This window comes from Mesorhizobium sp. B2-8-5, from assembly GCF_006440675.2.
Taxonomy (GTDB): domain Bacteria; phylum Pseudomonadota; class Alphaproteobacteria; order Rhizobiales; family Rhizobiaceae; genus Mesorhizobium.
In genome coordinates this window covers 1,081,498-1,094,228 of the sequence record NZ_CP083951.1, presented here as the reverse complement: position 1 = coordinate 1,094,228, position 12,731 = coordinate 1,081,498, and the positions used below count along the sequence as shown (strand labels likewise).

General features: G+C 64.2%; 12 protein-coding genes. 3 read left to right on the top strand and 9 right to left on the bottom strand.

The features are described from left to right. Positions 1–71: 71 nt before the first annotated feature. Positions 72–668, bottom strand: a complete 597-nt coding sequence (locus FJ430_RS05270; RefSeq protein WP_140707120.1) for a L,D-transpeptidase family protein — start codon at positions 666–668, stop codon at positions 72–74. An 84-nt stretch (positions 669–752) separates the two neighbouring features. Here FJ430_RS05270 and FJ430_RS05265 point away from each other — a divergent pair, with 84 nt between their 5' ends. Together FJ430_RS05265 and FJ430_RS05260 are read left to right on the top strand one after the other, a co-directional pair. Further along, a complete protein-coding gene (locus tag FJ430_RS05265; protein WP_040991447.1) occupies positions 753–1,436 on the top strand; it encodes a response regulator transcription factor in 684 nt (227 codons plus the stop codon). A 243-nt stretch (positions 1,437–1,679) separates the two neighbouring features. Next, complete coding sequence (locus tag FJ430_RS05260) at positions 1,680–2,135, top strand: cyclic nucleotide-binding domain-containing protein (RefSeq protein WP_140707124.1); 456 nt, start codon at positions 1,680–1,682, stop codon at positions 2,133–2,135. Between the two features lie 118 nt (positions 2,136–2,253). Here the strand turns inward: FJ430_RS05260 and xth are convergent, their stop codons facing one another. The 7 genes from xth to tesB form a co-directional block, all read right to left on the bottom strand. Then, entirely contained in the window at positions 2,254–3,060 is an 807-nt protein-coding gene (xth, locus tag FJ430_RS05255) for an exodeoxyribonuclease III (RefSeq protein ID WP_140707126.1), read from the bottom strand. 141 nt (positions 3,061–3,201) lie between these two features. Continuing rightward, positions 3,202–3,870 carry an outer-membrane lipoprotein carrier protein LolA gene (locus tag FJ430_RS05250; RefSeq protein WP_140646060.1) on the bottom strand — a complete coding sequence of 223 codons (669 nt, stop codon included), beginning with the start codon at positions 3,868–3,870 and terminating at the stop codon, positions 3,202–3,204. A 378-nt stretch (positions 3,871–4,248) separates the two neighbouring features. Next, positions 4,249–6,918 carry a DNA translocase FtsK gene (locus tag FJ430_RS05245; protein ID WP_140707128.1) on the bottom strand — a complete coding sequence of 890 codons (2,670 nt, stop codon included), beginning with the start codon at positions 6,916–6,918 and terminating at the stop codon, positions 4,249–4,251. 209 nt (positions 6,919–7,127) lie between these two features. Next, the gene (locus FJ430_RS05240) at positions 7,128–7,403 is read right to left on the bottom strand and encodes a hypothetical protein (RefSeq protein ID WP_140658660.1); all 276 of its coding nucleotides are present in this window, start codon (positions 7,401–7,403) and stop codon (positions 7,128–7,130) included. Positions 7,404–7,667: 264 nt separating this feature from the next. Next, positions 7,668–9,002: an ammonium transporter gene (locus FJ430_RS05235; protein WP_413467861.1), complete on the bottom strand. Its 1,335-nt coding sequence runs from the start codon at positions 9,000–9,002 to the stop codon at positions 7,668–7,670. Between the two features lie 49 nt (positions 9,003–9,051). Further along, positions 9,052–9,390, bottom strand: a complete 339-nt coding sequence (locus FJ430_RS05230) for a P-II family nitrogen regulator (RefSeq protein WP_006327120.1) — start codon at positions 9,388–9,390, stop codon at positions 9,052–9,054. 247 nt (positions 9,391–9,637) lie between these two features. Next, positions 9,638–10,501 (bottom strand): acyl-CoA thioesterase II, encoded by an 864-nt coding sequence (gene tesB / locus FJ430_RS05225; RefSeq protein WP_095769566.1) that lies wholly within the window; start codon positions 10,499–10,501, stop codon positions 9,638–9,640. A 103-nt stretch (positions 10,502–10,604) separates the two neighbouring features. Between tesB and FJ430_RS05220 the strand changes: the two genes are divergently transcribed. Continuing rightward, positions 10,605–11,879, top strand: a complete 1,275-nt coding sequence (locus FJ430_RS05220) for a ubiquinone biosynthesis hydroxylase (RefSeq protein WP_140707132.1) — start codon at positions 10,605–10,607, stop codon at positions 11,877–11,879. Positions 11,880–12,079: 200 nt separating this feature from the next. Here FJ430_RS05220 and FJ430_RS05215 read toward each other — a convergent pair whose 3' ends face one another. Next, positions 12,080–12,610, bottom strand: coding sequence for a hypothetical protein (locus FJ430_RS05215; RefSeq protein ID WP_140658658.1), 531 nt, complete (start codon positions 12,608–12,610; stop codon positions 12,080–12,082). Positions 12,611–12,731: the final 121 nt, after the last annotated feature.

Sequence of the window (12,731 nt, the reverse complement as noted above, 5' to 3'; positions counted from 1 at the left end):
CCTACTGCCTACTGCCTACTGCCTACTGCCTACTGCCTACTGCCTACTGCCTACTGCCTACTGCCTACTGCCTATCTAACTACCCGCACCACCGTCCTGTCCGACAGCAACGGAAGCAGCCTCGCCATGGTCCGCGCCGTCACCGCCACGCAGCCTTGCGTCGGCGTGAAGCCCGGCCGGGCCAGATGGAAGAAGATCGCGCTGCCGCGGCCGCGCCGGCGTGGCGCGATGTTCCAGTCGAGCACCAGGCAGACATCGTAGAGCCGGTCGCAGCGCCGCATCCGCTCATGGCTCGCGCCATAGGGGATCTTCACCGGCCGGTTGTAATTGCGGTCGTCCGGCACCTCGCACCAGCCGAGATCCGGACCGATCGGCGCCATCGGCAGCCTCGTCCTGCGCCCGCCCGCGAAATGATCGCCCCGAAAATAGCCTGACAGGATGCGCATCGACGCCAACGGCGTCGCGCCGTCCCCTTCATGCTTGTTGGCGGTGATGCCGCCGCGCCCCAAAGCGCAGGGAAACACCGTTTTGCCGGCCTGCAGGAATCCTTGCGCCGGATTGCCGGGCCGTGCGCGCACGACCAAAACACGCAAGGCTTTCGGCAAAAATGCGGCCGCCTCATTGCGCGCGCGTTTTTTCTTGTATGATTGTCTCACGGAACAAATCACTGTGATCGGCTGTTGCGCCGGTGAGCTTCCGCATAAATGGGGGGAGGTCAACTGAATATTCTTTTTAAAACAACGGATTGATCCATGACATCACGCACCATCCTGATCGTCGATGATGACGACGACCTGCGCGCCACCCTGGTCGAGCAACTGGCGCTCTACGAAGAATTCGACGTCCAGCAGGAATCGACCGCCGCAAAAGGCGTTGCCGCGGCGCGCGGCGGCGTCGTCGACCTGCTCATCATGGATGTCGGCCTGCCCGACATGGATGGCCGCGAGGCGGTGAAAATCCTGCGCAAGGGCGGCTACAAGGCGCCGATCATCATGCTGACCGGCCATGACACCGATTCCGACACGATTCTGGGTCTCGAGGCCGGCGCCAACGATTATGTGACCAAGCCTTTCCGCTTCGCCGTGCTGTTAGCCCGCATCCGCGCCCAGCTTCGCCAGCATGAGCAGAGCGAGGACGCGACCTTCTCCGTCGGCCCCTATACGTTCAAGCCCAGCCAGAAGCTGCTGATTGATCCGCGCGGCGCCAAGGTGCGGCTGACCGAGAAGGAAGCCTCGATCATCAAGTATCTCTACCGCGCCGACCAGAAGGTGGTGACGCGCGACGTGCTGTTGGAAGAGGTCTGGGGCTACAATTCCGGCGTCACCACGCACACGCTGGAGACCCATGTCTACCGGTTGCGCCAGAAGATCGAGCGCGATCCTTCCAATGCCGAAATTCTTGTGACAGAAAGCGGCGGCTACAAGCTGGTTCCTTAAACATTCATGATCTAGAGCAATTCCAGGAAAAGTGTGAGGCGGTTTTCCGTCCGGAATTGCGCCGAAACAAACGGAATGAGCGGTCGGGGCGGGACCGCTTCGGGTGCGATCCTGGTGCTGGAGGGTGATGGATCGGCTCGTTGCACGCATCGCACGATGCACGGTGGAGCGTTTCTCGCGCGCCCAGGAGGGCGCGCCGCTCCAAAGGAGGGACTGGACTGACCGCTCGGGGACACAGCTAGGATGGCGCTGGATGACGACATCCAAATCCTGTCCAGCGTGAAGCTTTTCCAGGGCTTCACGCAGGAACAGCTGCGCTTGCTCGCCTTCGGCGCCGAGACCACCGTGCTCCAGGCCGATCATAAGCTCTACCGCGAGGACGACGTCGCTGACTCTGCCTACATTGTAGTCAGCGGCTTGATCGCACTCTATCGGGAGCTGGGCGGTGAACGCGTCCCGATCGGTACGGCAGGCCCGGGCACCATGCTGAGCGAACTGGCGCTGATCGCCGACACCAACCGGCTGACCAGCGCCTCCGCTGCGGTCGATTCGGAGGTGATCCGGCTGAGCCGCAAGATGTTCCGCCGCATCCTGGAGGAGTATCCGGACCTCGCCGTGCAACTGCACGCGCGCGTCCTGGAGGAATTTCAGCAGATGATCGCCCGCATCGAGGAATTGGCGCCGCGGTTTACGGGTTAGCGGTAGGCGTCGGCCAGAGAGCGCCTTCGTCATTCTAGGGTCTGCGCGCGTCGCTTCGCTCCTTGCTCCGCCCTAGAATGACGACCGCAAAGGCAGGCGCCCCTCCCGCCGTCCCACGCTAATCCAGGTCGAACCGTGCAATAACCGGCACATGATCGGACGGCTTCTCCCAGCCGCGCGCCGCCTGCAGGATCTCGTAGCCGGTGAAGCTCGGCACCAGATTGGCTGACGACCACACGTGATCGAGCCTGCGCCCCCTGTTGGAGGCTTCCCAGTCCTTCGCGCGGTAGCTCCACCAGGTGTAGAGTTTCTGCTCGGCGGGCACGTTGAGCCGCATCAGGTCGACCCAGCCGCCGGCCTCGCGCATTGCCTCGAAATTTGTCGTCTCGACCGGCGTATGGCTGACGACGTTGAGCAATTGCTTGTGCGACCAGACGTCATGCTCCTGCGGCGCGATGTTCAGGTCGCCGACCAGGATCGACGCGGATAGCTCGTCCTGGCTCGCCGGCATGCCGTTCATCTCATGGACGAAATCGAGCTTGTGCCTGAATTTGCGGTTGATCTCCGGGTCCGGCTCGTCGCCGCCGGCCGGCACGTAGAAATTGTGCACCAGCACCGACTTGCCGCCAGCCTGCACCCTGACCGACAGATGCCGGCTGTCGTCGATCTCGCAGAACCGCCGCTTCTCGACCAGCTCGATAGGACGGCGGGCGACGGTGGCGACGCCGTGATAGCCCTTCTGGCCGTGGAACAGGATGTGCTCGTAGCCCGCCTTGCGGAAGGCTTTTTCCGGGAACAGCTCGTCGGGAACCTTGGTCTCCTGCAGGCACAGCACGTCGGGCGCGTGCTCTTTCAGGAGCCGCTCGACGATCGGCATGCGCAGGCGCACGGAGTTGATGTTCCAGGTGGCGATGGTGAAGGGCATGCGGCGGAATCCAGGACGGCGAAAGTCGCCGCACTAGTGCCAGCCAAGCGCGACAAAAACAAGCTAAGCGACAACGGCCGGGTCAGCGCTGCCCCTCTTTGCTCTGCCGGGCATCTCTCCTCGTAAACGGGGAGAAAGAGCTTATCTGGTTTTCGTATTCAGCTCGCGGTTCGCGGTATAGTCGATGGCAAACGTGTCCGGCGGGAAGCTGACGCCTTCCTTGGTGTTGAAGATCATCACCGTGGTGTCCTTGCCTTGAGCATCGGTGATCGTCCACTGGCGCAGATCATAGGTCTTCGGGTCGAACATCATGGTGATCATCGCATTGCCGAAGACCGACTTGTCGGAAAGCTTGATGGTGGTCAGGTCGTCCTCTTCCTTGATGGCCTTGACGCGCCCGCCGGAGAGATCGATCCGGTCGTCGAGCAGCAGCTTCAGCGGCGTCTTCGACAGCGGATAGAGGTCGGAGGTGTTGAGCTTCTTGTTGAGGATCACCACCGACTTGCCGTCGGAGATGACGCGGAAGTTCGAGGAGCCGTCATAGTTGAAGCGGATCTTGCCCGGGCGTTCGAGGAAGAACTTGCCGCCGGTCTGCTCGCCTTTCGGGCCGAACTGGACGAACTCGCCGCTCATCGACTTCACCGAGGAGAAATGGTCGGCGATCTTCTGCGCCGCCGGCGGTACGGCGGCCTGCGCCGCGGCCACGAGCTGGTAGCCCGGGACGAGGTTGAGAGCGGCGGCTCCGCCAAGCATCAGGCCGAGGCCGAGGACCTGGCGGCGGGTGATGGCGAATTCTGTCTGGGTCTTCATGCCGGTCGCTTCCTGTGATTCGTGTCGTCGCAGTTTCTGGACTCCCACTAGGGCTTAAGTTTGGCGGGTGCGCGACAGGTCCGTCGGATATGCGCAGGCGACAGCCCATCGCACAAACGCACAAAGTGATTTCAAGTTGCTTGCTGACCCGTTTCGGCGTCTCGCCGGGCCAGGGTTTATCGAGATTCAGGTCAGGCCGAGACGAAAATGGTGACTTCCGAGAACCGGCCTACGCCGACCGTAGCCTTCATAGAGCGGAGACACTTATGAGAGCTTCGGCCGGCGAAGGCCGGAGCGGAGCGTACTTTTCGTACGTGAGCACCGGAAGCGCAGGAAGCCGCCATTTGCAGGCCGGCCTCACCTGAATATCGACAAACCCTAGAACTTGTCCTCTTCGGTTGGCACCAGTATTTCGCGTTTGCCGGCATGGTTGGCCGGGCCGACAATGCCTTCCTTCTCCATCTTCTCGATGATCGAGGCGGCGCGGTTGTAGCCGATGCCGAGCCGGCGCTGGATGTAGCTGGTCGAGGCCTTGCCGTCGCGCAGCACCACCGCAACCGCCTGGTCGTAAGGATCGTCGGAATCCTCGAAATTGCCGCCGCCGCCGGAGCCGCCCTTGCCCGACGGACCGTCCTCGTCGTCTTCCTCGTCATCCTCGGTGATGGCGTCGAGATATTCCGGCACGCCCTGCAGCTTCAGATGCCCGACGACCTTCTCGACCTCGTCGTCCGACACGAACGGGCCGTGCACGCGCTGGATGCGGCCGCCGCCGGCCATGTAGAGCATGTCGCCCATGCCGAGCAGCTGCTCGGCGCCCTGCTCGCCGAGGATCGTGCGGCTGTCGATCTTCGACGTCACCTGGAAGGAGATGCGGGTCGGGAAATTGGCCTTGATGGTACCGGTGATGACGTCGACCGACGGGCGCTGCGTCGCCATGATGACATGGATGCCGGCCGCGCGCGCCATCTGCGCCAGGCGCTGCACCGCGCCCTCGATATCCTTGCCGGCCACCATCATCAGGTCGGCCATCTCGTCGATGATGACCACGATATAGGGCATCGGCTCGAGATCGAGATCCTCGGTCTCGTAGATCGCCTCGCCGGTCTGGCGGTCGAAGCCGGTCTGCACCGTGCGCGAGATCTTTTCGCCCTTCTTCTCGGCCTGTTGGACGCGCGCGTTGAAGCCGTCGATGTTGCGCACGCCGACCTTGGACATCTTGCGATAGCGGTCCTCCATCTCGCGCACCGTCCATTTCAGCGCGACGACAGCCTTCTTGGGATCGGTGACGACCGGCGTAAGCAGATGCGGGATGCCGTCATAGACCGAGAGTTCGAGCATCTTCGGGTCGATCATGATCAGCCGGCATTCCTGCGGCGTCAGCCTGTAGAGCAGCGAAAGGATCATGGTGTTGATGGCGACCGACTTGCCCGAGCCGGTGGTGCCGGCGACCAGCACGTGCGGCATTTTGGCGATGTCGACGATGACCGCCTCGCCATTGATGGTCTTGCCCAGCGCCAGCGCGAGCTTCGCCTTGGTCGTCTCGAAATCGCGGCTGGCCATGATCTCTCTGAGATAGACCGTCTCGCGCTTGGCGTTGGGCAGCTCGATGCCGATGGCGTTGCGGCCGGGCACGACGGCGACGCGGCAGGCGATCGCGCTCATCGAGCGGGCGATATCGTCGGAAAGGCCGATGACGCGCGAGGACTTGATGCCGGGCGCCGGCTCCAGCTCGTAGAGCGTGACGACGGGACCGGGGCGGACATGGATGATCTCGCCCTTGACGCCGAAATCCTCCAGCACGCCTTCGAGCAGGCGCGCGTTCTGCTCCAGCGCGTCCTTCGACAGGCTTGGATCCTTGGCGACGTTCTTCGGCTCGGACAGGAAATGCAGCGACGGCATCTCGAACATGTCGGAACCGATCAGCGAGGTCTGCGCCTCGCGCTGGACGCGCGCGCCCGGCACCGGTCGCGCCGCCGGCGCGGCGACGCGGGTGGCAGCATCGGAGCGGAAATTCTGCACCTTGGCGCCTGCGCTGCGCCGCTGGGCGGGCGCTTCGTCGTCGAAATCGTCGAGGTAGACGTCTTCGTCCTGTTCGTCGTCGAAGATATCCTGGTCGGCCGGATCGACTGAAACGCTTCGGTCATTGACCATGGCGGCGAAGAATTCCGGCTCGACGCGGGCGCGGCCGCCGGGGCTCATGCGGGCTTCGGCGAACTCGGCCGATTCGACCCGCTCGGCGGCGCGCCGCCAGGCGCTGGCCTTGGGCTCCATCGGCGGTTCGAATTCGTCGCGCTCCCGCCTGCGGCGCTCGGCGCGGAGATGCAGGAAGGCGCGGAACGACAGCCACCAATGGGTAATGGCGCCGAGCGCCAGTATTCCTTCGTCGCCTTCGTCCTCATCCTCGTCGAACAGCATCTCGTCCTGCTCGCGCGGATCGGGCCGGGCGGCGCGCTCCATGACGGCAAAGCCGTTCTTGCGCGCGATCAGCGCCGAGCCGTAGGCGAACAGCCACAACATCGGCGCTGCGAGGATGACCGCTATGATGCTGGCGAACAGGCCTTTCGGATAACCGCCGACCGCGATGCCCGGGATTTTCAGCACCATGTCGCCGAACACGCCGCCGAGGCCGGTGGGCAGCGGCCAGGTGTTTGGCGGCGTCACGCAGCCGGCGATGGCCGCGGCGAGAAGCGCAAAGCCGAACCACGCGAAGCCGCGCTTCGGCAATTTGTCGACCCCGCGCGCGGAAAACAAAAGGAAGCCCCAGATCACCGCCGGCACCAGCCCGGCGACGGCGGCAAGGCCGAAGAACTGCATGGCGAGGTCGGAGAACACCGCGCCGGCATAACCCATGGCGTTGGTGACGACATTGCTGGTGGCGTGCGAGAAGCTCGGATCGGCGACGTTCCATGTGGCCAAGGCCGCGATGCCGAAGGCGGTGAACAGGAACAGCCCGGCGCCGACCAGCCGCCCGACCTGGCGCCGCGCGAATGCCTGGATGCCGTGCCCCGTATCGGTCAGCGCGAGCGGTGCTGAGGCGCCTGAACGCATGCTCTTCCCCGTGATCGTTGCCTGGCCGGGCGCATGGCGCATTCCGGCAGATTCGAACGCCAGACTATCGGGGGGAAGGTTAAGGCCGCATTAACCATGGCCCTTTACCGGGCCTCGGCTCGAACAAAGATGGCAGGCCTCGCGGCCCGCCACCCTGTGTCCTGAAACGACGAAGCGATCGGGCCCTAACGGACCCGACCTGCCGCAAATCACCTGTTGCCAGCGTAGGTTACCAGATTGCCGCAGAACTCGGCGTGAGGCTTGCTCATCGCCGCGTCCTGGCATTCCTTCATCATCATGTCCTGCTTGTCCTTGGGCATCGCCGCCCAGGCTGCTTTGAAGTCAGCCTCGGACTTCATCGTCTTCATGCTGGAATCGGTGAAGAACGGGGCCATGTTGGCCGGCTCATCGAGAGCACCGGCAAGTGCAACGCCGCTGATCATCGAAAGAGCCATTGCTCCCAGGAAGATGTTCTTGATGTTCATCAGTTGGTTCCTTCCCTCTTGTTTGGCGGGCGCCTGGATGACGCTCGCTTTCCCATTACGGAATCTGGAGGGTCGATGTTTCACATGGGCTCGATCAAGTGAATGTGATCGAAGCTTCGCCTGGCAGGCGTCGAACAAAAAAGAGGCCCGGAAGGTTGTTCCGGGCCTCAAGGCGTGAGCCCCTTTGGGAAGCGTCACGACGGGATCTTGGGAGGAATTCGGGCCGGCGGGAGGAGGATCCGCCGGCCCCTGACGAAGACGGCCTTACGGCACCACTTCGCCGTGCTGGGTGACGTCGAGGCCTTCCACCTCTTCCTGGGTCGACGGACGCAGGCCGACCAGGGCCTTGACGATGTAGAGGATCACGAAGGTGGCGATCGCCGTCCACAGGATGGTGAAGACGATGCCGTAGAGCTGCTTGCCCACCGAAGCGTCCTTGCCAAGGGCGTTGATGGCCGGATCGGCCAGCGCGCCGGTGAGCAGGGCGCCGACGATACCGCCGATGCCATGCACGCCGAAGGCATCGAGCGAGTCGTCATAGCCGAGCGCATGCTTGAGCTTGACCGCCGAGAGGTAGCAGACCACGCCGGCGATGATGCCGACGATGAAGGCGCCGGTCGGGTTGACGAAGCCGGAAGCCGGCGTCACCGCGACGAGGCCGGCGACGGCGCCCGAGATGATGCCGAGAACCGAAGGCTTCTTGGCGACGATCCATTCGGCGAACATCCAGGCCAGCGCCGCGGCGGCGGTGGCGACCTGGGTGTTCATCATGGCAGCACCCGCGAGGCCGTCTGCGGCGAGTTCCGAACCGGCGTTGAAGCCGAACCAGCCGACCCACAGCAGCGAGGCGCCGATGACGGAATAGACCAGGTTGTGCGGCGCCATGTTGGTGGTGCCGTAGCCTTCGCGCTTTCCGAGAACCAGCGCGCAGACCAGGCCCGCGACACCGGCGTTGATGTGGACGACCGTGCCGCCGGCGAAGTCGAGCACGCCGGCCGCGCCAAGGAAGCCGCCGCCCCACACCCAGTGCGCGATCGGCGCATAGACGAAGACCAGCCACAAGCCCATGAAGATTAGCAGCGCCGAGAATTTCATACGCTCGGCGAAGGCGCCGGCGATCAGCGCCGGCGTGATGATGGCGAAGGTCATCTGGAACATCGAGAAGACGAACTCGGGGATGTTCGAGACACCCGGCAGCCAAAGCGTCGAGACGGTGATGCCATGGTGGAAGAACCGCGAGAAGCCGCCGATATAAGCATTCAAGCTGGTGGATTCATTGGTCGTGAAGGCCAGCGAATAGCCGAACATGAACCACAGCACCGTCACCAGGCAGGTGATGGCGAAGCTCTGCATGATGGTGGCGAGCACGTTCTTCTTACGCACCATGCCGCCGTAGAACAGCGCCAGGCCGGGGATGGTCATCATCAGCACCAGCGCCGTCGAGGTCAGCATCCAGGCGGTGTTGCCGGTGTCGAGCGCCGGCGCCGGCGCGGCGGGCGCCGCGGCGGTGGCTGCCGGGGCGGCTTCCTGCGCGATGGCGGCGACGGTGCTCATGGCCACGAGCGCGAGCGAAGCGGCCGCGCGTCCCGTCGTCTTCAAGGTGGAAGGAATATTCATTGAACTCTCCGTTGGAATGGATGGTCGCCGCTTAGAGCGCGTCGGTGTCTGTTTCGCCGGTGCGGATGCGTACCGCCTGGTCGATGCCGAAGACGAAGATCTTGCCGTCGCCGATCTGACCGGTCTTGGCGGCCGCGGTGATGGCTTCGACGGCCTTGTCGACCATGTCGGCGCCGACGGCGACCTCGATCTTGATCTTGGGCAGGAAGCTGACTGCGTATTCCGCGCCGCGATAGATTTCGGTATGCCCCTTCTGACGCCCGTAGCCTTTGACCTCGGTGACGGTCAGGCCCTGGATGCCGACGGCGGTTAGCGCTTCGCGCACCTCGTCGAGCTTGAACGGCTTGATGATTGCCATCACGATTTTCATAAGGTTTCACCCTTTGCTGTTGCGGTCCCCCGCGTTTGCACACCTTCACCGATCCCGAGGAGCCGGAGAGTGCCCGACAGGATTCAAGCTCCGTGCCAATTGCCGAAGCAGGGTGTTAACCTGTTGTAAACAAAGAGAATGGGCAATCGGTGCACATCATTCGCGCACGGGCATGGCAGCATGCCTGCTTATAAAATAGGCAAAAAATCGAAAATGCACGTATTCCAGGCAATTGCCTGAAGCCGGCTCAGCGTTTCAGCCGGATCAGGCCTTCCTGGGCGACCGAGGCGATCAGTGTCCCATCCCGCGCGAACAGCGAGCCGCGGGTGAAGCCGCGCGACCCTTGCGTCGACGGGCTGTCCTGATTGTAGAGGATCCAGTCGTCCAGCGAATGGCTGCGGTGGAACCACATGGCGTGGTCGAGGCTGGCGGCCTGGATGTCGCGGTCGAAAATGGCGCGGCCATGCGCGAAGGTCGAGGTGTCGAGCAGCGTCATGTCGGAGAGATAGGCGAGCACGGCCGCCTGAATGGCGCGGTCTTCCGGCACCGGGCCGGTGGTGCGGATCCAGATATTCTGCTGCGGCTCTAGCTTCTCGCGGCTCGTGTAGTGCTTCAGCATCACCGGCTTCATCTCGATCGGCCGGTCGCGCTCCCAGTAGCGCCTGATGCCTTCCGGCACCGCCTCGCCGAACTTGCCGAGCAGCTCGCGTTGTGTGAGCAGCGTGTCGGGCGCCGGCACGTCGCGCGGCATCGGCAGCTGATGCTCGAGCCCGACCTCGTCCTGCTGGAAGGACGCCTCCAGCGAGAAGATCGCCTGGCCATGCTGGATCGCCACCACCCGGCGCGTGGTGAAGGAGCCGCCGTCGCGGATGCGGTCGACCTCGTAGACGATCGGCAGCTTGGTGTCGCCCGGCCGCATGAAATAACCGTGCAGCGAATGCACGTGACGCTCCGGCTCGACGGTGCGCTGCGCGGCGACCAGCGCCTGGGCGATGGTCTGGCCACCGAACACGCGCTGCCAGTCGACCTTGGGGCTGCGACCACGATACAGATTGTGTTCGAGCTGTTCGAGGTCGAGAATGTCGAGAAGCTCGTCCATGGCCGCTGTCATGTTTGAAATCCTTCGAGGATATGCCATGGCCGGTTTCGGACAGGACGTGCGGGCAGTCAAGGCCGCAAGCGGCGGCCGGCCGAAGCCGTGAAAGGATGATGCCATGGTCGACCGCAAGCCGGACGGAGCAGGGGCCAATGGGAAGCGCGAGGCTCTGGACGTGCTCATCGCCGGCGCCGGCTATGTCGGCCTCACCGCGGCCGTATCGCTGAAGCAGGCGCGGCCGGGCCTCGCCATCGCCGTCGTCGACGCGGCCCCTGCCGGCGTCTGGCAACGCGACGGCCGCGCCTCGGCCATAGCGGCGGCGGCCAACCGCATGCTGGAGCAGCTCGGCGTCTGGGAAGAGATCGCACCGGAAGCGCAGGCGATCACCGAAATGATCATCACCGATTCGCGCGCCGCCGACCCGGTGCGTCCGGTGTTCCTGACCTTCGACGGCGAGGTGGCGCCCGGCGAGCCCTTCGCCCACATGGTCGCCAACCGCGACCTGAACGGCGCGCTGCGCCGCCGCGCCGAAAAGCTCGGCATCGACATCATCGAAGGCATGGCGGTCAGCGCCTTCGATGTGAACGGCGCCGGCATCACCGTGCACCTGGCCGACGGCGCCGCGCTGAAGGCGCGGCTGCTGGTCGCCGCCGACGGCGTCAACTCCAGGCTGCGCGACATGGCCGGCATCAAGACCGTAAAATGGGAATACGGCCAGTCCGGCATCGTCTGCACGGTGGCGCATGAGCGCCCGCACAATGGCCGCGCCGAGGAGCATTTCCTGCCGGCCGGCCCGTTCGCGACGCTGCCGCTGAAGCCGGACAAGGATGGCACCAACCGTTCGTCGATCGTCTGGGTGGAGCGCACGCAAGATGCCAAGGCGCTGGTCGACGGCGACGAGTTCGTCTTCGAGCACGATCTGGAGCAGCGCTTCGGCCTGAAGCTCGGCGAGATCCGAGTCGCCGACAAGCCTCGCGCCTGGCCGCTCGGCCTGACGCTCGCCCGCGCCTTCGTCGCGCCGCGCTTCGCGCTGGCCGGCGACGCCGCCCACGGCATCCACCCGATCGCCGGCCAGGGCCTCAATCTCGGCTTCAAGGATGTCGCGGCGCTCGCCGAAGTCGTGGTCGAGGCCGACCGGCTCGGCCAGGACATCGGCGCGCTCGACGTGCTCGAGCGCTACCAGCAATGGCGCCGCTTCGACACGCTGCAGATGGGCGTCACCACCGACGTTTTGAATCGGCTGTTCTCCAACGACCTCGGCCCGCTGCGCGCCGTACGCGATCTCGGCCTAGGGCTGGTCGAGCGCATGCCGAGGCTGAAAGAATTCTTCATCCGCCAGGCTTCGGGGCTGACCGGCGAAACCCCACGACTGTTGAAGGGCGAGGCGATCTGAGCGTTTGCCGATTGGCGTAGGCCTTCGACATAGAATGACGAGGCGAGAGGCGTTTCGGCCAATTGTGAGGCAGGCGATCCCGCCGCCGCAGCTTCGGCTTAATGCATGTCGCGCAAAAGTGACCTCGGTTTTGCGACAACGACATGCATCAAGCAACGACCTAAAGCGCGTCGCCTGAATCCGCTTCAGCGCGACGCGTTTTAGTTCACTTCAAAGCCCAGCTTCTGCCGCAACCTCAGCATCCGCTGGTCGGCGATCTTGAGGCTCTGCCCGCCGCCCTGCGCGACCCGGTCCATCATCCTGAGCAGGTCGTCCCGCTCATGCGGATCGAGGCGTTCGCGCAGGAACGGCGCCAGCTTGTCGATGACGAGCGTCGTGTCGTCGACCTGAGAAGCCGCCCATTTGGCGTAGACGACCGCCTCGTCGGTCTTCTTCGCATTCTCGGCGATCCGCGCGATCACCTCGCGGATGACCGCCTCGCGCTGCGGCAGGACCGGGCCGTGCTCCGAGACGATCGCGGTGATCAGCGTCGCCGCCGCCACCACCGGATCGTCGATCGCCGTCAGCGGCGAGAGCGCGGCCTGGTTGCGCAATTTCTTGCGGCGGATGTTGCCCTGGACGCGTCCGACGACATCGGCGACCTCGCGCGCGGCGTCGCTCATATATTTCAGCCGGTACCACCAGATGGCGGCCGCTCCGAGCAGGCCGAGGATGGCGATCAGGAAAGGCATGCCGAATTCCCCCCGAAATCGCGGCGACAATAAGAGAAGTGCGGCCCTGCTTCAACACGCAACGGTTGCGACAGGTGAAGAAACGTGAAGATGTGATCGCGCAAGGGACAGCGCCAGCCGC